Genomic DNA, 25,638 nt, shown 5'->3' with positions numbered 1-25,638 from the left:
GGGGCCGTCGCGTGAGTGCGGGAGCCGCCGAGCGGCTGCTTGTCGTGCGGGCGGGCTGGCTCCGATCACCATCTCGCGATGTCGGGGCCGACCCTGGGCAGGGCCCAGGGCTCCACCGCGCCCGTGACCAGGTCGGCAAGGAACTGGACGGCTCCGCCGGTGTAGTGCCACCAGGCGGAGCTCCGCGAGGTGACCGTGACCGTCCACTCCTGCGGCCCGGCAGGACTGGTGGCCCATAGGAAGAGATCGCCCTGGTTCGAACCGGCCCAGGGAAGCAGCCCGCCCGGCGCGGGGAAGGGGTGGAACGGCGCGGCGAGGTTCGCCTCCGAGCACAACTCCTCCAGATCCTCCAGCGATCCGCGCGCACCCTCCACCCAGGGCTGCTCGTGGCCGCGCTCCGGCCCGCCGAAGCCGAGGAAGCCTCCCAGGCCGAAGGTCGGGTAGAGCTCGCGAAGGAGCTTGAAGTCCTCCGGCAGGGCAGTACCCAGGCCGGCCTCCACGAGCCGCCAGTCGACGCTCCTGGGCTCTGGCAGACGCAGAGCCACCAGACCCGGAACTGCACTCTCCAATGCGGCGACCGCCTCCGCAGGATCGGTCAGTCGGCGAATCGGGGCCTGCGTACCAACGAAGTCATCCATGAGAGCAGGGTGGCAGGAGCCGGCAACCGCACCGCCCCAGTGGTCGAGATCGCTTGGCAATCGGTCACGATCTCCTGTCAGAGGACAGATACCCCGGGACCGCACTGGAGCGAGGTGGTTTCGGCCCTCGCCAGGAACGGCGCCTGCGGCGTGATCATGCTCCAGCCCACCACCGCCCCGCAGCCGCGCGACCACCAGCGACTTGCCGCGCACCTGCGCGCCTCCGGCACCACCCTGCTCGTCACCGTCCCCTGGCCCGGCGCCGCCCTGCGCCTGACCACCAGCCACCGCTCCTACGCTGGCCTCGGCGACGGCCACGGGATGATCACCTCGCGCACCGCCACCGTGGTGTGCACGGGCCGCGGCCGCGCCGGGGTGCGGACCCGCACCCACACCCTGCTGCTGCCCGGGCCCGGCGGCACCGCCCAGCCGCTGCCCGGCGCCGCCGAGCACCTCGCCGACGACACGGCCGACGCCGCGACGGCCTGACCCCGCCTGCCCGGGGAAGGCGGGGCCAGACCGTCGCGGCGGCCCGCAGACTTCAGTGCGATGTCGCGGCCGCCGCTTCATGGAGGGGCCACCGGGGCCCGTCGTCCGGGCTGTTCAGCCACGCGAACTGGCGCTCGGGGGTGACCGTGATGCCATAGTCGTACGGCTCCGGCCGGCCGAGCCCCTCCCACTGCACCCAGGCCAGCATCAGCTCGTCGCCGATCCGCCGCCCACCGCCCTGGTGCAGCACGGTCCGGCCGTCGCCGACGGCGGAGAACACCGCCCAGGACGCCGCGCCGTCGTGGACCCAGGCGCTGACGCCTTCCTCGTCGCGGCCGGTGCTGACCACCGCGTCCGGCACAGCGACCCGCAGGGCGAACCTGAGGTCCACGTCCGATTCGAGCGGGGCGAGGTCGCGGTCGAGGAACCGCTCCGTCTCGGCCGGGCCCTCGCCGCGCACCGCCCGGAACGCGGTGGGGCCGGCCGACGGCGGAACCGGGCCGGTGCGGTCCGCCATGAACTGCCCGAGCCCCTGCACCCAGCCGCTCGCGCTGCGGCCGTCGGCGGCCACCGTGAGCGCGACGTGCCCGAGCCGGCCCCACGGGTAGACGATCCGCCCGCCCGGCCCGGCCGCCTCCACCCACGTCCACGGCACGCGCTCGACCGCGTAGGTGGCGGTCACCCGGTCGAACCGCCCGCCGCCGGGCACCGCCGTGGTGGCGTCCGCGACGAGGACCTCCACGTCCAGGCCGGCGGCCGCCAGCCGCTCCCGGGCGAACACCGCGAGGGCCGGGTCGATCTCGGTCGACACCACCCGGTCCGGCCCGGCCCGCCAGGCCGCGAGGGCGGCGTTCCAGCCCTGACCGCCGCCGATGTCCCAGACCCGATGCCCGGGCTCCAGGAGCAGCGAGTCCAGCATGTCCACCACCACCCCCTGCGCGGAGACGCTGGAGGACGGCAGCCCGCCCGACACCTGGGTGATCGCGGCCGCGTCCGGGCTGCCGTACAGCTCGTCAGCCCAGCCCTCCTGATCGCTCTGCCGGTCAACCGGCACGTACGCGTGCCCGTCCCACCGCCACAGCCTCTCCGGCGCGAACAAGTCCCGGGGAAGCGCGGCCACGGCCTCGCGCAGCCACGCGGACCGCTCGGGCCACTCCCCGCGCGCGTCCATCACCTTGTCGAGTGCGGACCGCCGTTCCGCCAGGTCCACGTCAGTCCTTCTTCGGCTTGTGGTGCTTCCCATCGCTGCCCGGGTCGGGCCTCGGCACCTTTCCATCCGCGTTCCCGGGCGGCGGGTCGCCCTTGCCCGGGTCCACCGGCGGCCTCTCGTGCGCACCTCGCAGCGGCTGCCTCACCGCAGGTCCCCTTTCGTGTACGGGACAACGACCCGACCATCCTGGCCGCCCTGCCCCGGCGGCGGTAGAGGGCGCACGGGCGCGTACGGGGCGCGGGGTCGCCCCGTACGCCGGGTCTCGTGTGCGGCCGCTCCGCGAGAAGGTGGCCCCGGCGCACTGCTCGCGCCGGGGCCACCAGCGGTCTTCTCGGAACCGCGCCAGGCACCCTACCGCTCAGCACCCGGGGGGCCGAGCCGTCGGTGTGGGGGAGGCCCCGACGACCAAGACCACCCGCTCGAACCGCTCCCCGCCGATAGCACCGGGCCCTCGTAGCGGCCTACCAGGCTCTCCGTCATGACCGCAGTGTGAGGCCGTTCGGCGCGGCGATACCGGGCCTCGTCGGAGCGGCGGGCCCGGGTGCGGTAGCCCAAGTGCAGGATCACCAGGTCGCGGTACCGCGCGAGTTCGCGGCCGGCCGTCGCCCCGCCTGGAGCTCACCGACCCGGGCGCGGTGCTCGTCGTACGTGCCGGTGGTGCGCTCCGGCCGGGCGTCCGCCAGGTCCTCGGCGGCCTCGGCGGTCAACGGCTCCTCGGCGTCGAAGACGGGCAGCGCAAACTGCACAAGCACCTGGTCGTCGTCCGCGACGAGCTCGCCCTCGACCTCGACGCAGGTGCCGGTGCGGCACAGCACAGCGCGACGGCCAGGGCGGCCGGGCTGCCCAGGACCGGCTTGATGCCGAGCAGGTCGTGCTCCGGCACGGCGATCCGGGGCGGGTTCGCACGCTCGGCCGGTGGCGCGGCCGCGGCCGGGCGGCGACGGAGCCACCTCACGACGCCTCCCCGGTGTACAGCTCCAGCTTGTCCCGTAGCTCGCCGAGTGCCCGCCGGACCGTCTGCTGATATACGGTCCACGCCGCAGATCGGGTGCCACCGGGGCTGTGCAGCAGCGCGCGCTCGGCCGCTTCTGCCACGATCTCTCGGGTTCCCTCCAGCATGGCCGCCAGGATCTCGCGCTGCACCTGGACTTCCCGCTCGAACGCGCACCCTTGGTCGGCGCACTCCACCCGGGCGGTCGCCCGGACGAAGCCGTTGTTGGCGGTGGTGGTCGCCACACTCACAGCATCGGGGGACGGCCGGCACGAGCGGTGGAGCAGAGCGCGGCGGGCGCTGGCGGCCAGGCCCTCGGCGCCACCGCGCGCGGCCAGCACCTTGGCGGCGGCACCGACCGTGACCTCGTGCACGATCGGAGCAGACGGGACGACCGGCAGGCCAAGGGGGCGGCCGGTCTCCGCGCCCTCGGTGCCGTTGATGAAGATCCCGCTGTCCTGTTCGCTCGTCATTCCAGCAGCGTAGGTCAGCAGCGCTGTCGATCAGGCTGCGAGTAGTGCCCCCGTGCCTTCTCGGCGAGGGCACCAGCGCCGCGAACACCGCGCGCCCGGTAGCTGGCCATCGTCTTGGAGATGGACTTGACGGACTCGGTATTCCGGGCCGAACTGACTCCGTCCATCAGGTCCAGCGCCTGGTGCCACGTAGCGACCGCTTCGTCCATGCGGCCCTGCCGGTCCAGCGTCCTGGCCAGCTCGTGCGTGCTCAGCGCGTGGACCCGTCGGAACTCCTCCGGGTCCCGACCGGACAGCTCAGCCCGGCGGTGCCGTTCAGCGCCCGCATGGTCGCCAAGTTCGGTCAAGGTCTTCCCCGTGTGGGAGCTGATGGTCGCGGCCACCGGCCCCACGGCAAGCGCGTAACCCGCCACGGGGTCGCCAGTCCGGCTCAGGGCGTCCTCGGCGGCAAGCAGCGCGGCCGAGGCCTTGCCGCCCTGGCGGGTCGCCCCGTAGGCGCGGGCGCTGGTGATGAGCAGCAGGGCCCGGGTCTGCTGGTCGATGCGGCCAGCCGAGCGGCGTAGGGACTCCTCAACGAGGTCGACGCAGAACTCGGGCTGCTTGAGGTTCAGCGCCTGGTGAGCGAGGGCGCGGAGCATCCACGCGCCGTGGCCGTGGTAGTCGGATTCGCAAGCGAGTTGGTAGCCGAGCAGGTAGTAGCGCTGAGCGGCGCCTTCCTGGCCGAGGTCGTGGTGCTTCCAGGCGAGCAAGTAAGCGAGTTCGGCGGTAACGCCGTAGGCGTCCCGGCGCACCGTGTCGTCGCTGAAGTGGCCACGCAGGAGAGTGTCTAGGACGGTGTTTTCTGGCCCCCGGGTGACGGCTGCAAGTGGCCCCACCGGGGAACGGTTTAAGTTGGCCCCACCCGGCGGTTGGCGGGGTGGAGGAGCTCGGCCATCCGCAGCGCGGCCACCGGCAGTTCGGCGCGGTGGTGGTCGGCCATCGCGTAGCCGACCACTTCGCGGGTGGCCAGGTCTATGCAGGTCGCCGGGTAGAGCCAGCCCTCCTCGGTCGGCAGGAAGGTCATGTCGCCGACGAGCCGCATTCCCGGCCGGGGCGCGCTGAAGTCGCGCCCGATCAGGTCGGGGACATGCACCGGCTTGCGGGCCTGACGGGTCAGACCATGGCGTCGGCGGCGGGTGACGCCCGCGATCCCACGCTCGCGCATGATCCGCTCGACCCTCTTCCGGTTGACCGCCCGGCCCTGGCGGCGAAGTTCCGCGTGCACGCGCGGGACGCCGTAGGCGCCCCGGGAAGCCGGGTGGATCACGGTGATCTCGGCGTCGAGCAGGTCCTCCGCCCGCTCGCGGTCACGGCGGGCCTGCTCGCCGGCCCGCCAGTCGTAGAACGAGGAACGGCCGATGCCCAGAACCCGGCAGATCCGCTTGACGCCCCAGGCGCCGTGATGGTCCTCAACGAAGCGGAAGCGGATCACCGATTCGTCTCGGCCGCGAAACAGGCGGCCGCCTTGCGCAGGATCTCGATCGTCTTCTGCTGCTCGACGGCCTGTCGCCGCAGCCGGGTGAGCTCCTCGCGCTCCGCGCCGGTCAGTTCCCCGGGCCGGCCCTCGCCCCGGTCGGTGCGGTCCTGCTTGACCCAGCCCCGCAGCCCTTCCGGGCCGACCCCCAGCTCCCTGGCGATCTCGGTGACGTTCCGATTGGTGACGAGCGCACCAGCGCGACCGCGTCACGCTTGAACTCCGCCGTATACCGCTTACTCATGTTGCCGTTGGTTCCCACCTGAAACTGCTTCCTCCGGGCTCACACGTCCCAGTGTCCAGGTGTCCGAGCCGAAGGTGGAACTTCAACCTGCCCGCCGACGTCTCCTACGACCGCCTCATGCACACCCTCGCCAGCACCTCACACGTCCTGCTGTGCGACGAAGCCCAACACCTCAGCGCCACAGCCTTCGAATACCTGCGTACCCTCTGGGACCGGACCCAGCGGCCTCTCGTGTTCGTCGGCGCCGACAGCACCCACAAGAAGCTCAGGGACCGCCGGGCCCTGGCCTCGCCATCCACGACTGGGAGCAGTTCCGCCCCCTCACACCGGCCGACGTCCTCACCCACATCCCCGCCTTCCACCCCCTGTGGGAGAAAGCGGACCGCGACCTCATCATGTATTCCGACGACTATGTCTGCCACGGCAACTTCCGCAGCTGGGCCAACGTCACCTACCACGCACGCGACGAGATGACCCGCAATCCAGGCCTGGCCCTCGACAAGAAGCTCATCCGATGGATCATGAGCCGTCTGGACAGCACGCTGAGAGACTTCTGAACTCCGACTCATCGTCCGGATCTGACCGGCTTCAGCGTGCCGTTCACTGGGAGCCCAGTGCGACCAGGCACCGCCCTCGGACGCCCGCCGGTCGCCCCGAGCGGCGGAGCGGGAGCGGACGGCGACGCGTAGGCGCCGGCCGCCGAACACGGCAAGGCGTCCGTACCCGCGTGGTGCTGCTCGCGGCGTCGCCGTCTCGGCGACGGGTGAAAACTGGTTCTGGATCACTTTCCGTGCCAGAGCCACGGAGCGTCACCGGAACCGCGATCATGAACGGTCGTGGCTGCTGTACCCGCCGCATGGACAGCCAGAACAATCGGTTGTCCCTTGAGCGCCGCCCGACGGCAGAATGAGCGCATGGCAACTTGAAGAGCACGGCTGGCCGGAAGTCCTGGCGCAAGAGGGGAAACGCCTGGTCCGTCCGCGACGGTGAGGGGCGCTGGATCTGCCTCGTGTGCCACGAGCCTGTCCGCTCCTACCAGTACCGCTTCCATCCGCCCGAGTCCTCCAGCTTCGAGCGGTGCATCGGGTTTGCCTGGTGCTCGGGGTGCCGGATCTACTCGGGCAACATGGTCTACGTTCCTCGCAAGCGCGTCCTGCTCGACGCCCTTGCCTCACTACCGGCCGATGACCGCGACCAGTTGCTCCGGAAGGAGGCCGCACTGGTCGACTATCTCGACAGCCGAGGCATCGGCCAGCACTGACCCGAGCCCTATCCTCCGGCCGTCGTGCGCGGCGCCATCACCGTCCACACCTGATGCTTGACCCTCCACGCCACCACGGCCAGCGGTCATGCAGCGTGGAGAACGCGCTTGCGTAGGAGATCGAAGTTGGCTCGGCCGAACATCTGCCGCTCTAGCATTTTGATCTTGTTGTTGTGGCCCTCGACCGCGCCGGAGCTGTAGGGCAGGGTCAGGCCGGCGACGACCGCATCGAGGTCCTGCAGGAGACCGTTGGCGAAGCTGCGTAGGGCCGGGACATGGTCCTGCTGGACGCGGGTGATCCAGTCGTTGAGCTCTCTTCCGCGGCGGTCGTTCATCAGCTCGGCGAAGGCTCTGACGTGCTCGGCGGTGGTGGCCAGCGCCGGCACTCGGGCGAGAAGCTCCTTGAGCTGCTGGGCCTCTTCGCTGCGGAGGCGGTCGGGGGGCGGGTGATCCAGCCGGTCACGTCCCTGACGGAGGGCTTGCGGCGTGGCGGGTCCCGGTGCGGGAACGCTGCTCGAAGTCGGCGGACGTACTCGCGGACGATCTGTTCCTGGCCGGGGAATCCGCGCTGCCGGACCTCCTCGAACAGGCGCCGGGCGATCGTGTGACCCTCGGCGAAACGCTGGTCGATGTAGGGCTTGTAGGGGCCGAGGATGCTGGTGCGTCCCGTCCAGCGGCCGACGAGCAGTTCGTCGGGGTCCTTCGCGCGGGCCAGTCGGCGAACTGTTCCGCGAGCCAGGTCCAGTCTGCGGGCGATGACGCGCAGGCTGAACCCGTCCTCCATGAGTGCGTGGACGGAGGCGTGCTGTTCGCGGACCCGGTTGGACAGTCGGCCGGTCCGGCGGGGCTCGGAGCCGACGGGCGCCAAGGCGACAGTCGGGACCGACTCGGCCGCAGGGGCTGGTTCGGGCAGCAGGACACGGTGCTGGAGTACGGTCTTCTCCACCGCGTCGGCGAGGTTCTGCCACAGGTGGAACCGGTCGGCAACCTGGATCGCGTCCGGGGCGCCGAGCCGTACGGCTTCGGCATAGGAGGCCGACCGGTCGCGGCAGACGACCTTGACCCCCGGGTGGTCGGCCAGCCAGGATCGGACGGTTGCGACCGTGCGGTCGGGCAGCAGATCGACCGGGCGGCGGGTTTCGATGTCGACCAGGATCGTGGCGTAGACGTGGCCCTTGCGCAGGGCGAATTCGTCGATGCCCAGCACGCGCGGCACCGAGTGCGCCGGATCCGGCAGGGCGCGTATCAGCCGCAGGAGCGTGGAGCGGCTCACCGGGACCGCGAAGGTCTCGGCCAGGCGGGAGCCGGCCCGGCCGGCCAGGGCCAGGGCGAGCTGCTGCAGCGCAGTCTGCAGGCCCTGGCTCCGCCGCCCATGGCGGAAGGTCAGCCCTGCCGCTTGCTCGACGAACGTGGCCCGGAGGCAAGCTCGTTCACGGCAGCGGAACCGGCGGACCCGTAACTCAACGACCACCCGACGCCCGCCCGACGCACTGTCGTCCACCCGCCGCACGTAGCTGCTGTGCACCCGGGTCGAGACGGTTCCGCACGACGGACAGCCCGCCTCGTCGCCGGTTGTGGCGGCGTGAACGGTCACGCGGTCGGCGCGGATGGTCAGGAAGTTCACCGCGACGTCAGTAGTCCGGTGGAGCCAGAGGTCTTGGAGGAGATCGTCAGCCACGACCGTTCATGATCGCGGAAAGTGATCCAGAACCACGGTTCAGCCGCCGCCGACAGGCCGCTTCACGAGGCGGGGAGACGACCAGCACGAGGCCAGCCAAAGACATCAACCCCCAGCCTCACGCATGCGATCGGCCCAGAGCGGCTTCGGCGGGAACAGGCCAGAGAAGGACAGGAGACCATCGACGGTCACGTGGTGTCAGGAAGGTGTGTGCGCGAGGACAAGGCCGGCTGCGCCAGGCCGCCAACCGCCGAGCACGCCGACGCCGCAAAGCTCATCAAGCGCTTCCCCGAAGGCAGCCTCGGTCAGCCCGCATCCGCGCGCGGCCGTCCCGCCGTCCAGGACCACCGGACCCTCCGGGTCGGTGCGCCACGCCGCGACCGTCAGCGCAGCCAGCCGACGGGAAACCCCTAGCGCGATACTCGGCGGTCGCTGAGCGCTCTCAGCGCCCAATGCCCCGCCCGCATCCGCCTCGGGCAGCCGACCAGTTTCGGAAGCAGCACCGAGGGAGAACCGTCATGCCCCTGCGACTCATACAGCCAGCCGCTCTCCCGCAACTCCCGTAACGCCGCGGCCGGCTCCTCCAACCGCAGCGCCCTCACCAGGCCACCAGGCAACGGGGACAGCCCCGACGGGCGAACCCGCAGCGTGCACACCACCGCGAGAAGCCTCACCTCGGCACCGACCGACGGATGCAGCGAGACCGCGGTGTAGCCCAGAGCCGCTCTGGCAGCGAGCCGCTGCTGCTCCCCGGTCCGGGCTTCACCTCCGCGCCAGCACACGCGCTGCGATGGGGGAGGAGCCGGAAGCGGGAACCGGCCGACGAAGTGGACTGCCGCAGCCCCCGCGATCGCCCGAGCGCAGCCCTCACACGCGTCGGCCAGGTACCACATCCGGCCCTGGCGCTGGAACAGCACGAGGACGATCCGCCCGGCGCAGCTGCGGCTGTGCAGGTGCCACGGGCACCCGCTCACGCGGCACCGGCAGCTGCGCAGGTGCGCGGGCAGCTGTTCGCGCACCGCGTGAGCGCCGAGATGGGAGACCACGGCCTGCCGCAGCTCCGCCGGCGTGCTCAGCGGCTTCACCTGCTGCCGCCGGCACCCCGGTGACCGGCAATGCCAGCGGTCGCCATGTCCGTCCCCTGCGGGGAACGCGGCACCACCGCACGGCGCAGACGAAGTCCGACTCGCGCGGACACCTTCCGGCGAGGAGGAAGAGCCCGAACAGGAGCCCGGCACGGACCCCGTCGATCCCCGCTCATGTCCCCTGTCCCGGCCATTCGCGACCGGCGGCCCGCCGGACCAGCCTCTCCAACAGCCCGTCCGACCCCGCATCTTTCCGGTGGAGGCGGTCGTGGTCCTGGATCCGCCCGGCACCGGCGATCACCTGTTCCAGCAGGTCGATCGCCTCGCCGGTGCGTCCTGCCTGCCGGTAGGAGGCGGCGAGGCCGGCGCGGACAGTGAGGGTGAGCAGGTGGTCCTCGCCGAGAACCCGCACGCTGTCGGCGAGGACACTCTCATCGATGACGATCGCCTTGCCGACCCGGCCCGCCCGCCGGTAGCAGGACGCGAGGTTCGTACGGGTGGTCAGGGTCTCGGGGTGGGCTGCGCCGAGTTGCCGCTGCCGCTCGGCGAGTACCTGCTTCTCGAGTTCGGTGGCTTCGTCGGTGCGCCACGCCTGCCGGTAGGCGGCGGCGAGGTTACTGCGAGCAGACAGAGTCTGGGAATGGTCGTGACCCAGGAGCCTCCCGCAGTCGGTAACCACCCCTTCCAACAGGTCGACGGCTTCCCCGACACGCCCCGCCTGTCCCCGGGCGACCGCGAGGTTGGCACGAGCCGTGAGGGTGTGGAGGTGGTCGTGGCCCAAACGACGCCCGATGTCGGGCACCACCCGTTCCAGCAGACCGATCGCCTCGCCGGTGCGCCCTGCCCGCCGGTAGGAGGCGGCGAGGTTGACGCTTGCGGTGAGGGTGTCGGGGTGGTTGTCGCCGAGCAGTCGTTTGCTGTTGGTGAGTACCTGTTCCTCGATCGTGATCGCCTCGCCTGTGCGCCCCGCTTGCCAGTAGGAGGCGGCGAGATTGGCGCTTGCGGTGAGGGTGTCGGGGTGGTTGTCGCCGAGCAGTCGTTTGCTGTTGGTGAGTACCTGTTCCTCGATTGTGATCGCCTCGCCGGTGCGTTCGGCCTGCCGGTAGCACGATCCGAGGCTGCCGCGGACAGCCCATGTGTCGGGGTGATTGCCTCCCAGCGACCGTTCGCTGCCGGCCAGCACCTGTTCCAGCAAGTCGATCGCCTTACCGGTGTTGCCGGCCTCCCGGTAGGAGGCCGCGAGACTCGTACGAGCGGCGAGAGCACGAGTGACGTCGTGGCTGAGAAGTCGCTCGCTGTCGGCGACCACCTGTTCGCCGATCAGGATCGCTTCGCCGGGGAGTCCGGCCTGCCGGTAGGACGTCGCGAGGTTCTCCCGGGCGATGTGGGTGCTGAGGCTGTCGCGGCCCAGCATCCGTTCGGCATCGGCGGCGAGACGCTTCCAGTGGGCGAGCGCGGCGGAGTAGAGGCCCGCGTCGCTCAGTCCGGCGCCCGCCGCGAACAGAACAGGGTGCGCATAGGGGTTCCAGAGCAGGTCGCCGGCGTGGGCTGCGAGGGCAGCGGTATTGGAGCCCAGGACAGCGGTCAGAAGGGGCACGGGGTGCTCGTGCTCGTACTCCCAGACCTCCCTGAGGGCGTCGGCGACAGCGTGGACGGTTGCCGGCGTCTCGCCCACAGTGATGCCCTCCCGGACGGTGCGGGCGGTCAGGGCATGCAGACGTATCGCGCGCGGGTTGTCCTCCGCCTTGCTCGTGAGCAGGGCGTACTGGTGGAGCAGGCGGACGGCGGCGCGTGCCTGATCGGCTGTGACCGGTGCCGGCGCGGCGGTGCCGGGTGACGGCGCGCGGTAGGTGGTGAGGTAGCGGGTGAATGCGGCGGTGGCCCAGAGGTCCTGAGGGTGGCCGGCGGCGTCGAGGTGCGCGGCGAGGCGGATGGCAGGCGCAGCGAGGCCGACGGGTTCGCGTTGCTCTGCTGCGTCGAGTGCGAGGACCAGGGAGGCGGTGACCTGCCGGCCGTAGCCGTCGGTGTCGGCAGCCGGCGGCAGCAGGCTCTCCAGACGGGACGTGCGGTCGCTGAACAGGTGGAGGTAGTGGGTACTGACCTTGTCCTCGTTGATCATGTAGGCCGCGGCGTGGGCGAGGGCGAGGGGAAGCCGGCCGAGCGCTTCGACCAGGTCGTCGGCGCCCACGTCGAGCAGATGCTCCGCTCCGGCCGTGGCGAGCCGCTCGCGCAGGTAGGCCAGCGCTTCGGCGCGGGTGTAGATACCGATGTCGACGACCGCCCGGCCCGCACCCGAGACGAGCGCGTCACGTCGGCGGGTGGTGGCCAGCACCCGTGCGCGGCTTGCGGATCCGGCCAGTGGGTGGGGCCACCACGGCTGGGCGCCTTCGAGGTCCGTGAGATCGTCGAGGACGACCAGCCACGAACGGTCGGTCGTGGCGAGCCACTCCTTGAAGGCGTCCGCGTCGCGTTCGGCCTTCCGCCCGTCTGCGCCGGGTGCCCCCACCTGGTGTGCGGCTCTCGCGTACGTGGAGACGATCTGCGAGATGTCGGCGGCATTCACCCAGACCAGGACGTCCACGCCCTCGGCGTGGGCCCGGTGGGCGTACGTGGCGGCGAGTTGGGTCTTGCCGACTCCGCCGCCACCGGACAGGACCTGGGTGAGCACCACGGCGGCGTTCCGCTCCCGCGCCCCGTCGATCACTTCCCGCAGGCCCGGACGGGGCTGGAACGCCGAAGCCAGCGGCGGCACTGCGCCCACCCGAACCGGCCGCCACACCGGTACGGGCGGTGGCGCGGGGTGGTAGGTGTTGTTGACCGTCACGTTCTCGGCCTGGAACAAATCGCCGTGGACGGTGCTGCCCTCGACCCGGTTGTTCACCTCCGTGTGCTCGACACGGCTGCCCTGTCCGACGGCGGAGTGCGCGATGTCGTGCCCCGCTCCGATGGCCTTCTCGCCCGACGCCTCCGCCCGGACGGGGGGAGGCGTCCGCGCACCGGTCGGCCCGCTGACCGCCACCGGCGCGTCGCTCTCATCGACCGAAGCCGGCATCGCCGGGATGCGGTCCGGACCCGGGACCGGTGTGCTGTCCCTCTCGGCCGGGCGGGCGCTGTCGGCGACCTCTCCCAGGTTGCCGGGATCGCGCACGGCGGCTGGCTCGTGCGGCTTCCCGGGCCTGCCGCGCCAGGACCAGGGAGGCGGGGTCATGGCTGACTCCCGCTCGAATCGATGCCGCGTGCGTCACCGCGGACGGATCCGGGCCGAGCGAGACGGACGTCGATGTCGCACTCGTCGAACCACCGGACGCCACCGCCCACCGCTGCGTTCCGGGCACGGAGCGCTCCAGCCACCACGATCAACACGGTATCCATCACGCCCCCAGGACACTTCTGTGACGGACACCGTCCGTTCACCCCCGCCGCAGCGTAGTGCCGGCACATGCCCCACCGCGGCCGATCCCGCCAACCACCCGGGAGCGGCTCCGCCCCCGGGTCCCGGGGGAGCCAACGGTTCCTGAAGCCGTGCGTGCAACCGCCATCACCGAAGCCGGAACAGCCCTGCCGGTGGAGCCCCGCGCGTACCGACCTGTACGGTGTCGTCGACCACCGCTGGGCGGACTGAGCACCGACCAGGCGGTCTGGTCCTCGGCGACCGGGCGAGGGCATCCTCGCAGCTGCGTCAGGTGTCGTGGCCGACCTGGCGGGCGGTCCACCACAACAGGGCGCAGGTGCCCAGCGCGAAGTGCGACACCACCATCTGCTACTCACCCTCTGGGCTGGCCTCCATACCCTCCACCGGCTCCACGCCCTGGGCGAACCTTTAGCTGCGGGACACCTTCGGCTCCGCCTCGGCGGCGGCCTTCGCTGCCGCCAGCTCCTGGTCCTCCTCGATGCCGATCGCCGTCAGCGGGTCCTGTTGGTCGGCTTCCAGGCCGGGCCAGCCGGCCCGCTGCGCCGGGACACCGACGGTCCTCCTGCCGGAGGGGTTCCGCAATTTTCGGGTGCTGGCCTGCTCATATCGTTGGTCGGTTTGAGCGGGTGTTGAGGTGGGTGTGGATCTGTTGGTACAGGTCCGTGACCTCGGTCGGCGCCTCGGGGTGGGCGGCCGCGAACGCGGCACCGATGCGGGGCTTGCTGGAGCGATGTTCGGCCTGGACGGTGTCCAACAGCGTCTTGTCGAGTTGAGCGAGGAAGGCCTCGATCTCGCCGGCCTTCGTTCCGCCGGTGCCGAACGTGTCGGCCAGGGTGAAGACACCGGCGCGGTTCCAGTAGGCCCGCCAGGCGGCGAAGTCGGCGTCGTCGGCGGGTGGGTCGTCCGGGGCGAGGCGGAGCTTTCTGAGCTGCTTGCCGAGGTTGGCCGTGGACGCGAACGCCGGGCCGTCGGCGATGACGGCCCAGGGGATGTCGAACGCCTCCAGGTAGTTGATGTACCCGCCGAAGCTCGCATCGCCGTTCACGTCGACCATCGCGATGTTCGCGCTACCAGGGTCGCCGAGGCCGCCCGGGTTCTGGCTCCACCACTGGCTCAGGGCGCCGAGTTCGGTGGCCCCTTCGCACAGGATCACCCCTGAGGCGAAAAGCAGTGCTCGTACGTCGGAGAGGAGGAGTCGCTGCATCCAGTTGGCGAGCTGGGGGCGGTGTGCGGCGGGCACGGAGCTGACGCGGGTGCCGTCGGTCTGCTGGGTGAGGCGTACGACGCGGTCGAGGTCCTCGATGTCGGAGCAGGGGACCATGTCGGGGCTGTGCGTGATGACGATGCCCTGCACGCTGGCGAGGTGGCGTGACAGGCTTCGCTGGACGGTGGGGTGCAGGTTGACGGCCGGCTCGTCGAGGACGAGGACGCGACCCGGCTCCCCTGCCAGCAGGGTGGCGAGCAGCAGGGACTCCTGGACGCCGGCGCCCGCGAACTGGACAATACGGGCGCTGCCGGCCGGGCCGACGAGGATGTCGATCGTCATACCCTGGTCGGCGGTAGGGGTGCTTTGCAGGTGAAGGTCGAGGCGCGTGATGTCCATGAAGGTCGTCCGAGCTTGTGCGAAGCGCCGCTGCTCCTCGATGCTGCCGTTCTTGAGGCGGTACAGCTCGGCGGCCACCGCGCTGCCGTCGCGCAGGTCGGCAGGACCCCGCAGCTGCGCGAGAGGGAAGTCCCGCGCGAGGGGGAGCCGGCGGTTGTCGGTGAGCACCAGGCCTTGACGCAGTACCGCGGCGAGGACGGAACGGAAGTCGTAGCGTTCCTGGCCCGTGTGTTCGCGGCCCAAGGCGTGCGAGAGCGCCGCGATGGCGGATGGCTCGACGCCCGAGCCGTCGGTGAGCGCCGGAACGTCGACGGCACGCGCTCTCGTAGGGTCGATGTTCGCCATGATGCGGGCGAAGTCGATCGCCGCAGGCTCCGTCTCACCTGTCAACGGCGATTCCTCCTCCCGCAGGAAGAGGTAGATCATCGTCGCTTCCTGTGCTCGCTGCTCCGTCCCTATTTCCGTGAACCGCAGTAGCGGCGAAGCGGAGCCGCCCTCCGTCCAAGGCGGAAGCTGGCCGCGGCAGAGCCAATCGGCGCGGGGCCCGCGGAGGATCCACTGCATCGGCTGGCCGTTGTGGTCAAACTCCCATGCAGCCCACCAGCGGGTCCGGCGGTGTGCCGAGAATGCGATCCGCAGAGTGCCGCGAAACAGGGACGTGACGGAGTCCGCTGCAACGTTCAGCCCCGGAAACAGCGCGAGTACGTCTCTCTCCAGATGCCTTGTCTCACCATGAGCGTTGAGCGCGTTGGCGGCTACCGCGGCTTCCGCGAACAACCGCACCAACTCCTGTTCCCCGGGCTGGTCCAGTTCGATTTCGAGGCTGACGGTGTAGGCGGCGGCACCGAACCGGCCAGCCCGCTCATACAGCTCCAACGGATCTGAGCCGTCTCGGGAGCCGCCAAGTCCTTGCTCCAGGACCAGCAGAGGTAGCGCGAGGGCGGCGCCCAGGTTCGACTTCCCGGCACCGTTGGGCCCGGTGACGACCGTCGTCCCGGGCCTCAGAGTGAGGTCGAGGGAGGCGAAGGAGAGGAAGTCCTGAGCCGCTATCGAGTGAATCTTCATGAGACGCCGTCCGTCCGTGCCTGGCCGATGCGGAGGAGCATGGCAGACCGCGATGGTCGGCAATGGGCTTTTCGCCTTACAAGCGGAGCTCATCGCTGTCACGCTTATGTGACTTACTGAAAAGGCGTGCACGGTGTCGGTGGGGAGGCGTAGAGTCGCTCTAGCGTTTCAAGTTAGATGAATAGGCGTGGAGGTTGTGGGTGTGTTCGTGACGACCGGTCAAGCCGGGACGGCACTGGGGTGCTCGATCCCGACGGTGAAGAAGCTGATGGCCACCGGCGTGGTCCCCGGCGTACGCGAGCAGGGCCGGCAGGTCTTCCCGCTGGCCGCCCTCCAGCAGTTGCAGGCCTGGCCCGCTGCTGACCTGAGCGCGCTCGGCACCCCCGAAGTCGCGGTGCTGCGCTCGGACGCCCCCGCGAAGGTCGACGAGCCGGACCGCGAGTGGATCGGCTTCGGCACCGGCCTGGACCAGGCGCAGCTGCTGGCCGCGCTGTCCGGCTGGTGGCGGTGCGACCCTGCCCGGGTCGCGGCCGGCGGGGTACTGCCGGTGACGGTCGCCGGGTTCGTGGTCGCGGTGCTGACCGGCCTGGCCGAGTGGGAGTCCGACGGCACGGTCGGCACCGCAGGGCGCTTCCGCTTCCTGAAGGCGCGTCTGGCCGGCTACCTGACCGACCTCACCGCCCCCGTCAACGCCGCCGCCCCCCAGGACCCGGAGGACGCCCGCCTGGCCGGCCTGCTGCTCGGTACCCGCCTGGCGTCTGTGTCCGGTGGCCCGATCGCCTACGTCACCACCAACCCGACCACCGACACCGCCGACGAGGGGGAGCAGGCCTGATGGACCGGAAGTCGTACACCGCCGAGCTCGCCGGTCTGCGCGAGCTGCGTGCCGAGATCACGGCCGCGGAGAAGACGGTCGCGGCCGCGCAGAAGGAGCTGGACAAGCTCACCGCCCAGCGTGCGCGTCGCGTTGCCGGGCTCGCGGGGTACGAGGGCGCCCAGGCCGCGCCGATCGCGAAGGCCTCCGGGCTGTCGGTCGGCGACGTCGTGCGGATCGCCCCGCTACTGGACCCGACCCCGGCCGACGTCCGCGCCGCCAATGCCGACGACCAGGCCACCGCCACCGCCGCTGCACCCGCCCCGGCCCCGGAGGCCGAGATGGTCGCCGATCCCGCCGTCGCGGTCGCCCCGGCCCTGACCCGCACGGCCCCCGTACTCGAGCAGCCGGCCCCGGCCGCCCCGGTGGTCGAGGCGTCGGCCGAGGTCGAGGACCAGGCCGTCGTCGCCGAGCAGCCCGCCCCCACCGCTGCGCCGGTCGTCCCGGCCGCTTCGGTCGCTGCCGCGCCGCGTCCGGCGGTCGAGGCCGGTCCGCGCGAGCTGCCCACCCTCCCCGAAGGCCCGGCCGGCGCCCGGTTCGAGGCCGTCACCACGGGCCTGGTCTCCAAGCGCCCGAACTTCGTCCAGCAGGCCCGCGCCACGGTGTTCCTGGACGCCGCGACCGGCGACCTCGCGGTGCGCGACCGCGTGGTCCGGCTCGACCTCGGCGCCCGCACCCCCGGGGAGATCCTGGACGCGGTGCTGGCCACCGCGCCCGGCACCGAGCGGATCTACATCACCGCCGGCGCCCCCTGGCACGACGGCGCCGAACGCTACTCCACCCTCAAGGACGCCGTCGCCGCCTGGCTCAACACCCCGTCCGACCGCTGGACCACCGCCGTCGGCTCCGGCCGCGACAAGCTCGCCGGGCACTTCGTCCACCAGCGCCAGCCCGTCGGCCGCTACGCCCCCGCCACTTCCCCGGAGGGGCCGGTCACGGAGATCCGCTCGATGGGGGAGTGGTTCGATGCGGACGGCGCCGACGTCGTCACCTGCCGGGACGCGTTCCGGCTGCTGTGGCAGGCGCTGCGCCGCCACTGGGACGACGCCGTCCTCATGGGTTCGCCGTCGCAGACGGGCCGGGACCTGTGGTCGCGCACCATCCCCACCACCGGCAAGTGGGCCGGCGGCTACCCGGTTCTCTCGGAGGAGCTGCGGGGCCTGCTCCACGCCACCGGCGGGCAGGGCCGCACCGAGCTGATCCTGCCGCCCCGCGTCCCCGAGCACCTGCCCGCCCTGGTGGAGTACGACCGCACCTTCGCCTACGCCAAGCACCTGTGGAAGAGCCCGGTCGGCACGCCGCGCCGGATCACCGCGGCCGCGTTCGCCGCGATGACCGGGGCGGAGCAGGTGAAGGCGTTGATGTCCTGCTCGCACTGGCACATCAAGGTGACCGTCCCGGCCGGGTGGAATCACGTCGGCCTGCTGCCCGCGCCGGTGACCGGGGACCGCGCCTGGATCTACCCGTCCGAGCCGGGCGCCACGTTCACCACCTGGGCGGGCGGCGCCGAGGTCCACCTCGCGCTGTCCAACCACCTGATGCCGTGGAAGGTCGAGATCCTCGGCGGCCTGCTGTTCGAGGACGGCAAGCCGCTTGACGAGTGGGGCAAGCGCCTCAAGTCGGCCTGGGCGGACCTGACCAACCTCTCGAAGCTGCACGGCGACGAGCGCCAGCGCACCGCCGCCTACCTCGCCAGCCGGGCCGTCCGCAGCGTGCTGCTGTTCGGCCTCGGCGGCTTCGCCCAGCGCCCCCGCCTGGTCTCCGGCACCACCCCGGTCGGCGAGGCGCTCCCCGCCGGAGTCGAGATCCTCGGCCAGGACGGCGAGGTGGTCACCTGGCAGCGGCAGGCCGGCTTCTCCCGCGACCCGTACGCCCACCCCGAGTGGGCGGCCTACGTGTGGTCGGGGGCGCGGGCGGCGCTGCTGGACATGAAGTACCGCCAGGGCAAGGAGGTCATCGGCTACGCCGGTGCCCTGCACGCCAAGCCCGGTACGGTCGTCTACTTCGGCACCGACGGTATCGCCCTGACGGAGCGCCAGCCCTGGCCCTACCGGGGCGAGCCGGGCGACTACCTCCTCAAGGGCCACCTGACCGGCCCGGTCGAGCACCCGACCAGCCAGGAGCAGTACCTCAAGCTGCGCGGCTTGGGCCGCGCCGAACTCGCGGAGAAGGGAGCTGACCAGTGAGCCCGGCCGACCCGAACCAGCCGAACGAGGCCGCCCGCCTGACCCAGCAGTTGCTCGACGAGGGCTTCACCAAGCGCCAGGTCGCCCGGATGCTCGGCCGCGACGCCTCCCTGGTCTCGCAGTTCTTCACCAAGGGCAAGGGCGCCGCGTTCGTGGACGCGCTGCGCCAGGTCGTGCGCGCGGTGCGCGGCGGCGAGCGCGACCCCGAGGCCCTGTCGGCCGTCGCCCAGGAGAACGTGCAGCGCCGCCGCACGAGGACCGGGCACAAGGCCCGGGTGCGGGGCAAGGACGTGATCGGCACCCCGGGCGGCAGCATGGCCGGCCGCGCCGGACGCCAGGCCATCAAGTCCGGCGCCGCGCACCTGGCCGGCGTAATCCACGCCGCCGCGCAGGCCGACGGCCGGGTCGCGCTGACCGTGCGCATGCAGTCCCGGTACTTCACGCTGTCGGCCGGCTCCCGGCAGGACTCGCCCGGCATCCGGCGCGGCGTGGTTCCCCGCACGGACGGCACCGAGGAGCGCACCTACGGCTCCGCCGCCACCGGCGGCTTCCCCGCCGCTGAATGGTCCCGCAGGGTGGCGGCCTCGCACGGCGACGTCGTCCACGCGGTGCTCACGTGGCTGGTGGAGACCGGCCGCGCCACCGAGGACGCCGAGATCGTCTACCTGGAGATCCGCACCTGGACCCCCACCGGCCACCAGAGCACCCAGGTCCTCATCGGCTGACCGGCACCCGACCGCCCCCCGAACCACCCACGCCGAAGGAGAAGCACCGCCGTGGACACCACCGCCACCGCCACCACCGAGCGGGACGTGCCGGCCGGACCGCCGCTCCCGGCACAGCCGTCCGGCACCACCGTCGTGGTGAACCCGCTGCCGCTGCACGGGTTCCAGAAGGACGCGGTCGCGGCCGCGGTGAAGGCCGTCAAGAACGGCGGCCGCGCAACCGTCGTCGCCGCCACCGGCTCCGGCAAGACCCTCATCGCCGCCGGCTGTGCCCGCCGCCTGGCCGCGCGCGGCCGGGTGCTGGTCCTGGTGCCGACGATCGAACTGCTGGAGCAGACCGCCGAAGCCTGGTCGCTGCGGGGCGGACGCCGCGGCCTCGCGGTGGCGGCGTGTTCGCGGGAGGAGGCGCTGGAGAGCGCGGAAGCCGGCGGCCGCGTCCACGCCCAGGTGACCACCCAGGCCCCGCGCATCGCCGACCTGGTCGCCAAGGAGAAGACGGGCGAGCCGGTCACCGTGTACGCGACCTACGCCTCCCTGGAGCGCATCGTGGCCGCCCACCGCGACTTCGGCCTGCCCGCCTGGGACCTCGTCGTCATCGACGAGGCCCACCGCACCGCCGGCGCCGAGGGCAAGGCCTGGGCCGCCGTCCACGACGACACCAAGGTCCCGGCGAAGCGCCGCCTGTACTTCACCGCGACCCCGCGGATCGCGGACGACCGGCGCGCGAAGCAGGGCCTGGCCGACCTTGCCGACGCCGACAACGCCGAGAAACTGCCCGCCCTCTGCTCGATGGAAGACGAGAGCATCTACGGCAAGGTCTGTTTCACCTGGACGCTCGGGCAGGGGATCGAGCACGGCTACCTCGCCGACTACCGGGTGCTCGTGCCGGTGGTGACGGATGAGGACCTGCGCGAGCTGCTGAACCTCCCGGCCGTCGCGGACCTGCGCTCCCAGCGCAGCAACGAGGACCTGCTGCGCCTGGCGCTGCAGGTCGCGGTGCTGCGCGCGGTCGCGGACCTCGGCCTGCGCCGGGTCATCACGTTCCACTCCCGGGTGGCTGGGGCACGGGAGTTCGCGGGCACCCTGCTGGAGGCCTCGGAGCTGCTGCCCGATGCGGAGCGTCCGGAGCGGATCTGGGCCAAGGCGGTGGCAGGCACCGACCGGCTCAAGGACCGCCGGGCCGCGTTCGCCGAGTTCAAGGCCCACACCGGGGAGGACGGCGAGGAGTGCGGCATCCTGTGCAACAGCCGGCTCCTGACGGAGGGCATCGATGTCGCCGCCGTGGACGCCGTCTGCTTCGCGGACCCGAAGTCGAGTGTCATCGACATCGTCCAGGCCGTCGGCCGCGCGCTGCGCCAGTCCTACCGCCAGGGCAAGGTCTCCTGGATCATCATCCCGGTCTACCTGCCCACTCCCGAGGTCGGCGACGACACGGCGGCCGCGGAACCGTCCGAGGTCCACGACGCCGGCGAGGCCGTGAAGGCCGAGGCCGACGCCGAGATCGAGGCCAGCTCGTTCCGCACCATCTGGCGGGTCCTGCGGGCCCTGGCGGCGCACGACGCCCGGGTGGCCGGCCGGATCACCGAACTGCGCGGCACCCGCTCGCAGGGCACCGTACACACCACCGCGGCCAAGCCGGCCGAGGGCGAGGCCACCGAGGCGGGGGAGGCCGAGCAGCAGTCGGCCCCGGTCGAGTCGTCGGTCGAGTGGCTGCGGATCAACGCCCGGCACCACGCGGCCCGGATCCTTCAGACCGTCAAGCTGCGCGCCTTCAACCCGCGCGCGGTCGAGTGGCAGCGCATGCACGCCGTCGCGGCGGTCTTCCACCTCCAGCACGGCCACCTCGACCCTACCGACAAGACCAAGCATGCCGAGCTGATCTCCTGGCTCACCCGCCAGCGCCACCTCCACGGCCAGCACCTGCTCGATTCCGCCCGGGTCAGCGAGTTGGACGCGCTCGGCATGATCTGGTCGAAGAACGCCAACGCCTGGGAACGCGGGGCCGCGTACGCGAAAGCGTTCCACCGTCGGCACGGCCACCTCGCCATCCCCGCCACGGCTAAGCTGGACGACTACGCGGTGGGCGCGTGGATACGCCGCCAGCGCAAGGCCGCGGGCCTCACCACCGACCAGGTCGCCAAGCTCGACGCCCTGGACGAGCTGTGGCGCCTGGAGCCGGACTGGAACCGCTCCTACCGCCGCCTCCTCGCCTACCTCGCCGCCGGCGGAACCCTGAACGGCCCGGCGAACCGCACCGGCCTCGGCGACGACCCGGCGTTCCGGCCCGGCACCTGGCTGCGCAAGCAGGACAAGGCCCGCACGGACGGGAAGCTGACCGACCACCAGACCGCGCTCCTGGACGCCCTGCACCGACACACCGAGACCGTCGCTGGCTGACCCCAACTGCGCGCTGTTTTCACCGGGTTCTTCGTCGAACCCCCGTATAGCGAGGGGCTGGCCGACGTTGACCGCGATTGCTCCCGCTGCCGCTCCCAGACCTGTCGCCAGCTTCCGCGCCGCCTTCGCCTTCGACGACACCGCAGCGCAAGCCGTCTATTAGGCCTGGGGCTACAGCCGCGTCGGATCCGTCATCCCCTGGGACGAGCGGCGACCTACGATGCAGCCAGCGCGCTGTGCTGGCGATCTTCCGCAGGATGATTGCTCAGCGCTACGATGGCGCCCTTCACAGTTAGGGGGGCGGGTGGAGTACGAGCAGCGCCTGTATGCCCATCTGAAGTTCATGGACCTGATGACCGAACTGCATGAATCGGCATTCGAGGAGTTCTTTCACAAGGTCATGTGTGCGCGCTACCCAGCCTTCCTGGATGTGCGGACCGCTGGGAAGCTGGGCGACCAGGGAGCCGACGGCCTGGCTCTGCATTCCCGCAAGCTCTACGCCTGCTACGCACCGCAGTCTGTGAAGATCGACAAGGTCAAGGCGAAATTCACCAGTGATCTGGCGAGCGCCATCCGGCAGCGCAAGGGGCAGTTCGACACTTTCGTCTTCGTCCACAACGACCGCAGAGGCGTTCATCCTCAGGTAGCGACCATGCTGTCCGATGCCGACGCCGACCACCCCGACTTGAACTTCGAACAGATGCGCACCCGCCACATATGGCAGGAGTTCATGCAGCTTGATCAACTTCTGGCAGAAGACATCCTCGGCTGTGAAATCCCGATCAAGCCGCTCGCTTTCGGCATCAGCATGGATGACCTGGCCCCGCTCTTGAAGCAGCTCAAGGAACTGCGGACTGAATCCGACCCCCTCATGGACGTACCGCAAGCACGGGTGGAGAAGCTCGACTTCAACAACCTGGTCGGCGACGCCCGTGATCAGCTGCTGCGCGGCAACCGCCACGCCCACCTCGTCGAAGCCTTCTACGCCGGATCGATGCGAGAGCTGGAGCACGACGAGATCGCTCAGGGCTTCCGGATCCGCTACGAGCAGGTAAGAGACGAGTACGAGGACCCAGAGGACGTACTGTGGCAACTGCAGATGTACGTGCTTGGCAACGCCCAACAGCGGCCACGGGTCCAACGGGCGGCCTGGGTGATCCTCGCCCACTTCTTCTTCCGCTGCGACATCTTCCAGGCCCCGCCCAGTGACTGGCCCCAAGGGCTGGTAGGCGCACAGCCGTGATCACCCCGACCAAGGGCATTTCCCCCGACCGCTGCCTGCTGGCAGTCGGTGCCCAAGTGCTCCTCCAGCTCGATGAACCCCGCACGGTCAGCCAGACCTGGGCACGTCTCAAGACCTGGCGCCGGGAGCACGGACACCACTCGCCAGTATCGTTTGGCTGGTTCGTCCTGGCCCTGGACGTCCTCTACGGAATCGGCGCCATCGAACTGCGCCGAGACCTCCTCGTTGCAAGGAGCATAGATGTTGCGCCGCTTGAGGGCTGAGGACCCCCGCTTCAAAGCGATGGCTTTCACCAGCGGACTGAACCTCGTACTCGCAGACAAGAGGGCCGACTCCACCAGCACCGACAGCCGCAACAGCTCCGGCAAGTCGAGCGTCATCGAGCTCATTCACTTCCTGCTTGGCGCCCGAGGCGACAAGCGAAGCATGTTCACCGGGAAGGTCCTCAAGCAGATCACCTTCCAGCTGGACATGGACTGGCCGGGTTTCGACGGCCTGCTGTCCGTCAGCCGCACCGGGCAGCGGCCAGCTGTGGTCCGCCTTGACCCCGACATCGCGCAAGCCGGCGAGCCATCCCTCTTCGGCTATGACGAGCCGGCCGAGGTTCCTGTCGAGCAGTGGAACCAGCTCATCGACAGAAGTCTCTTCGGACTCGGCGCCGACCATCCCGGGGTTAGCGGCCGCACTCTGCTGTCCTTCCTTGCCCGCCGGGTCTCCGCACACGGTTTCAACGAGGCCGGGCGCACTTTCTCTCGTCAGTCCGCTGCAGACGCGACGACCAACCTCGCCTACCTGCTCGGCCTGGACTGGCAGCTTGCCGACGGGTACCGGCAGCTCTCCGCGCGGGACGCGACCCGCAAGCAGCTCAGCAAGGCCGTCAACGACCCGGTCTGGGGGCGCATCGTCGGCTCCACCGCAGAACTCCGGGGTCAGATCACACTTGCCGAAGTACAGGTCGACCGTCTGCGCGGACAGGTTTCCGCCTTCCAAGTCGTTCCCGAATATGAGCACCTCAAAGAGCAGGCCGACGCTCTCAGCCGCCACATCAAGAAGCTCGCCCAGGACGACGTTATCGACCAGAACAACCTTGATGAACTGCAACAGGCGGTTACGGAGACCGCCGACGTGGACGTCGACTATCTGCAGCCCGTCTACCGTGAACTTGGAATCGTCCTCAGTGACCAGGTGCGCCGCCGATTCGACGAGGTCGAGGCATTCCACCACTCGATCGTCCGGAACCGTCGCCGATTCCTCGACGAGGAGATCGACGAGCTGACAACGAGGCTGGCCCAGCGCCGATCCGAACGTGCAGCCCTCGGTGACGAGCAGGCGCGCCTGCTACGCGCCCTTGCAGAAGGCGGAGCGCTGGAGGCGCTGACCGCCCTTCAGCAGGCACTGGCACGAGAGGAGGCCGCTCTAGCAGCACTGCGGCACCGATTCGAAGCCGCACAGACCCTGGAATCCAGCGCGCGGCAGATCAAGGCCAAGCGCATCGAGCTCCAGCAGGCTGTGGAAACAGACCTAGACGAGCGCAGCCAACAGCGCCGTGAAGCAACCGAGCTGTTCTCCCGATTCGCGCAGGCTCTCTACGGCACTCGCGATGCCTACCTCGCCATCCAGGCCGGCCCCGAGAGCCTCACCATCACTCCCCGCATCGACAGCGACAACAGCCGGGGCATCGGCAACATGGTCATCTTCTGCTTCGACCTCACCATCGCAGTCCTCGCCCACCGGCACGGACGCGGCCCTGACTTCCTCATTCACGACAGCCACCTGTACGACGGGGTTGACGATCGTCAGATCAAAGCCGCTCTAGAGCTGGCCGCTGAGGTCACCCAAGAAGAAGACCTGCAATACATCGTCACCCTCAACACAGACGACCTCGCCAAGGCCACCAGACTCGGCTTCGATGCAGAGCCCTACATTGGCAACACGCTTCTCACCGATGCCCACGCTACTGGCGGCCTCTTCGGATTTCGTTTCTGACCCACCCACTGGACTTTCTGGCGCTGCCCTCCCGGCAGCGGGAGCTGGCGAGCCCAGCAGATCGGCGTTGCGGCTGAGCAAAGCCGCTTCTCATCGGCCTTCTGCTGGTTGGACTGGTAGGAGACTGCGATCAGGGCTCGGAGGTCGCCCTGGTCGTTGGCGTAAGCCTGCGCTCGAGCTGCTCGCCGCCGACCCGTGCACGGCCACGACGTCTGCCATAGAACCTCACTCCTCTCCCAGCATCTGCCAGAGGCGCACGTTGCTGCACGCCGGGCTCTGCCACAAGGAGGAGGGACAACACGGAACGGTGACGCTCGGGCTGTCCGGCCGGACGGCGATACGCCGTGGTCGGGATTCCGCATCGCGATTCCGCCGACGACCTCTGGCAGGCGGTCCGCCTCATTGCGGCCCGTTCCCGGGGCCGCCTGGTGCCTGCGGTCCGCGTCTGATTCGGCCGCGGAATCTCAGCAGCCCGAGGCTCAGCGGCGCGGGCTCGGCGAGCCGGGCGGCGAGGAGACTTGGTGGTTGCTGTGTTGCTGGTCGAGTTGTGCGCCGGGTCGGTGAG

At 70.6% G+C, this 25,638-nt stretch carries 22 protein-coding genes and 2 pseudogenes; 11 read left to right on the top strand and 13 right to left on the bottom strand.

The features are described from left to right. Positions 1-65: 65 nt before the first annotated feature. Positions 66-545 carry an SMI1/KNR4 family protein gene (locus tag ACFVVU_RS36230; RefSeq protein ID WP_387794101.1) on the bottom strand — a complete coding sequence of 160 codons (480 nt, stop codon included), beginning with the start codon at positions 543-545 and terminating at the stop codon, positions 66-68. Between the two features lie 207 nt (positions 546-752). Between ACFVVU_RS36230 and ACFVVU_RS36225 the strand changes: the two genes are divergently transcribed. After that, complete coding sequence (locus ACFVVU_RS36225) at positions 753-1,127, top strand: hypothetical protein (RefSeq protein WP_387794100.1); 375 nt, start codon at positions 753-755, stop codon at positions 1,125-1,127. A 52-nt stretch (positions 1,128-1,179) separates the two neighbouring features. Here ACFVVU_RS36225 and ACFVVU_RS36220 read toward each other — a convergent pair whose 3' ends face one another. The 6 genes and pseudogenes from ACFVVU_RS36220 to ACFVVU_RS36195 form a co-directional block, all read right to left on the bottom strand. After that, on the bottom strand, positions 1,180-2,337 hold the full coding sequence (locus ACFVVU_RS36220) for a methyltransferase domain-containing protein (RefSeq protein WP_387794099.1): 1,158 nt from the start codon (positions 2,335-2,337) through the stop codon (positions 1,180-1,182). 563 nt (positions 2,338-2,900) lie between these two features. Then, on the bottom strand, positions 2,901-3,152 hold the full coding sequence (locus ACFVVU_RS36215) for a hypothetical protein (protein ID WP_387794098.1): 252 nt from the start codon (positions 3,150-3,152) through the stop codon (positions 2,901-2,903). Positions 3,153-3,288: 136 nt separating this feature from the next. After that, complete coding sequence (locus ACFVVU_RS36210; RefSeq protein WP_387794097.1) at positions 3,289-3,801, bottom strand: hypothetical protein; 513 nt, start codon at positions 3,799-3,801, stop codon at positions 3,289-3,291. A 14-nt stretch (positions 3,802-3,815) separates the two neighbouring features. Continuing rightward, on the bottom strand, positions 3,816-4,592 hold the full coding sequence (locus tag ACFVVU_RS36205) for a hypothetical protein (protein WP_387794096.1): 777 nt from the start codon (positions 4,590-4,592) through the stop codon (positions 3,816-3,818). 95 nt (positions 4,593-4,687) lie between these two features. After that, the gene (locus ACFVVU_RS36200; RefSeq protein WP_387794110.1) at positions 4,688-5,296 is read right to left on the bottom strand and encodes an IS3 family transposase; all 609 of its coding nucleotides are present in this window, start codon (positions 5,294-5,296) and stop codon (positions 4,688-4,690) included. Further along, positions 5,269-5,484 (bottom strand): annotated as a pseudogene (locus tag ACFVVU_RS36195) (transposase); the annotation flags it as partial. The gene ACFVVU_RS36200 and the pseudogene ACFVVU_RS36195, both read right to left, overlap by 28 nt. Positions 5,485-5,675: 191 nt before the next feature. Between ACFVVU_RS36195 and ACFVVU_RS36190 the strand changes: the two are divergent. The 3 genes and pseudogenes from ACFVVU_RS36190 to ACFVVU_RS36180 form a co-directional block, all read left to right on the top strand. Continuing rightward, a pseudogene (locus ACFVVU_RS36190) lies at positions 5,676-5,810 on the top strand (AAA family ATPase); the annotation flags it as partial. Between the two features lie 143 nt (positions 5,811-5,953). After that, positions 5,954-6,115: a hypothetical protein gene (locus tag ACFVVU_RS36185; protein WP_387794112.1), complete on the top strand. Its 162-nt coding sequence runs from the start codon at positions 5,954-5,956 to the stop codon at positions 6,113-6,115. Positions 6,116-6,480: 365 nt separating this feature from the next. Continuing rightward, on the top strand, positions 6,481-6,819 hold the full coding sequence (locus ACFVVU_RS36180; RefSeq protein ID WP_387794095.1) for a hypothetical protein: 339 nt from the start codon (positions 6,481-6,483) through the stop codon (positions 6,817-6,819). A gap of 86 nt (positions 6,820-6,905) precedes the next feature. Here ACFVVU_RS36180 and ACFVVU_RS36175 read toward each other — a convergent pair whose 3' ends face one another. From ACFVVU_RS36175 to ACFVVU_RS36150, 6 genes are all read right to left on the bottom strand, one after another. After that, entirely contained in the window at positions 6,906-7,205 is a 300-nt protein-coding gene (locus ACFVVU_RS36175) for a transposase (protein ID WP_387794094.1), read from the bottom strand. Beyond that, positions 7,154-8,497, bottom strand: coding sequence for an ISL3 family transposase (locus tag ACFVVU_RS36170; RefSeq protein WP_387794093.1), 1,344 nt, complete (start codon positions 8,495-8,497; stop codon positions 7,154-7,156). The genes ACFVVU_RS36175 and ACFVVU_RS36170 overlap by 52 nt, the downstream gene beginning before the upstream one ends. A gap of 410 nt (positions 8,498-8,907) precedes the next feature. Further along, complete coding sequence (locus ACFVVU_RS36165; RefSeq protein ID WP_387794092.1) at positions 8,908-9,582, bottom strand: hypothetical protein; 675 nt, start codon at positions 9,580-9,582, stop codon at positions 8,908-8,910. Between the two features lie 172 nt (positions 9,583-9,754). Then, the gene (locus ACFVVU_RS36160) at positions 9,755-12,730 is read right to left on the bottom strand and encodes a tetratricopeptide repeat protein (protein WP_387794091.1); all 2,976 of its coding nucleotides are present in this window, start codon (positions 12,728-12,730) and stop codon (positions 9,755-9,757) included. A 672-nt stretch (positions 12,731-13,402) separates the two neighbouring features. Next, complete coding sequence (locus ACFVVU_RS36155) at positions 13,403-13,576, bottom strand: hypothetical protein (RefSeq protein WP_387794090.1); 174 nt, start codon at positions 13,574-13,576, stop codon at positions 13,403-13,405. A gap of 19 nt (positions 13,577-13,595) precedes the next feature. Then, positions 13,596-15,662, bottom strand: a complete 2,067-nt coding sequence (locus ACFVVU_RS36150; protein ID WP_387794089.1) for an AAA family ATPase — start codon at positions 15,660-15,662, stop codon at positions 13,596-13,598. Between the two features lie 208 nt (positions 15,663-15,870). Between ACFVVU_RS36150 and ACFVVU_RS36145 the strand changes: the two genes are divergently transcribed. The 7 genes from ACFVVU_RS36145 to ACFVVU_RS36115 all read left to right on the top strand — a co-directional run bounded on the left by ACFVVU_RS36145 (position 15,871) and on the right by ACFVVU_RS36115 (position 25,073). Further along, positions 15,871-16,497 (top strand): DNA-binding protein, encoded by a 627-nt coding sequence (locus ACFVVU_RS36145; protein ID WP_387794088.1) that lies wholly within the window; start codon positions 15,871-15,873, stop codon positions 16,495-16,497. Further along, the gene (locus ACFVVU_RS36140) at positions 16,497-18,722 is read left to right on the top strand and encodes a hypothetical protein (protein ID WP_387794087.1); all 2,226 of its coding nucleotides are present in this window, start codon (positions 16,497-16,499) and stop codon (positions 18,720-18,722) included. Before ACFVVU_RS36145 ends, ACFVVU_RS36140 begins: the two co-directional genes overlap by 1 nt. Further along, positions 18,719-19,447 carry a helix-turn-helix domain containing protein gene (locus ACFVVU_RS36135; RefSeq protein ID WP_387794086.1) on the top strand — a complete coding sequence of 243 codons (729 nt, stop codon included), beginning with the start codon at positions 18,719-18,721 and terminating at the stop codon, positions 19,445-19,447. The genes ACFVVU_RS36140 and ACFVVU_RS36135 overlap by 4 nt, the downstream gene beginning before the upstream one ends. A gap of 51 nt (positions 19,448-19,498) precedes the next feature. Next, on the top strand, positions 19,499-21,844 hold the full coding sequence (locus ACFVVU_RS36130) for a Helicase associated domain protein (RefSeq protein ID WP_387794085.1): 2,346 nt from the start codon (positions 19,499-19,501) through the stop codon (positions 21,842-21,844). Between the two features lie 304 nt (positions 21,845-22,148). Then, positions 22,149-23,087, top strand: coding sequence for an ABC-three component system protein (locus ACFVVU_RS36125; RefSeq protein WP_387794084.1), 939 nt, complete (start codon positions 22,149-22,151; stop codon positions 23,085-23,087). Next, positions 23,084-23,350 carry an ABC-three component system middle component 6 gene (locus tag ACFVVU_RS36120; RefSeq protein ID WP_387794083.1) on the top strand — a complete coding sequence of 89 codons (267 nt, stop codon included), beginning with the start codon at positions 23,084-23,086 and terminating at the stop codon, positions 23,348-23,350. Before ACFVVU_RS36125 ends, ACFVVU_RS36120 begins: the two co-directional genes overlap by 4 nt. Continuing rightward, positions 23,328-25,073: an ABC-three component system protein gene (locus tag ACFVVU_RS36115; RefSeq protein ID WP_387794082.1), complete on the top strand. Its 1,746-nt coding sequence runs from the start codon at positions 23,328-23,330 to the stop codon at positions 25,071-25,073. Before ACFVVU_RS36120 ends, ACFVVU_RS36115 begins: the two co-directional genes overlap by 23 nt. Positions 25,074-25,638 lie beyond the last annotated feature (565 nt).

Source organism: Kitasatospora sp. NPDC057965, from assembly GCF_042887135.1.
Classification (GTDB): Bacteria; Actinomycetota; Actinomycetes; order Streptomycetales; family Streptomycetaceae; genus Kitasatospora.
This window is presented reverse-complemented; position numbering and strand designations above follow the sequence as displayed.

What these genes read in the sequence shown, in the direction of transcription:
- ACFVVU_RS36210 (WP_387794097.1), bottom strand. Translation starts at nt 3,801, where the DNA reads ATGACGAGCGAACAGGACAGCGGGATCTTCATCAACGGCACCGAGGGC.
- ACFVVU_RS36185 (WP_387794112.1), top strand. Translation starts at nt 5,954, where the DNA reads ATGTATTCCGACGACTATGTCTGCCACGGCAACTTCCGCAGCTGGGCC.
- ACFVVU_RS36150 (WP_387794089.1), bottom strand. Translation starts at nt 15,662, where the DNA reads ATGAAGATTCACTCGATAGCGGCTCAGGACTTCCTCTCCTTCGCCTCC.
- ACFVVU_RS36140 (WP_387794087.1), top strand. Translation starts at nt 16,497, where the DNA reads ATGGACCGGAAGTCGTACACCGCCGAGCTCGCCGGTCTGCGCGAGCTG.
- ACFVVU_RS36115 (WP_387794082.1), top strand. Translation starts at nt 23,328, where the DNA reads ATGTTGCGCCGCTTGAGGGCTGAGGACCCCCGCTTCAAAGCGATGGCT.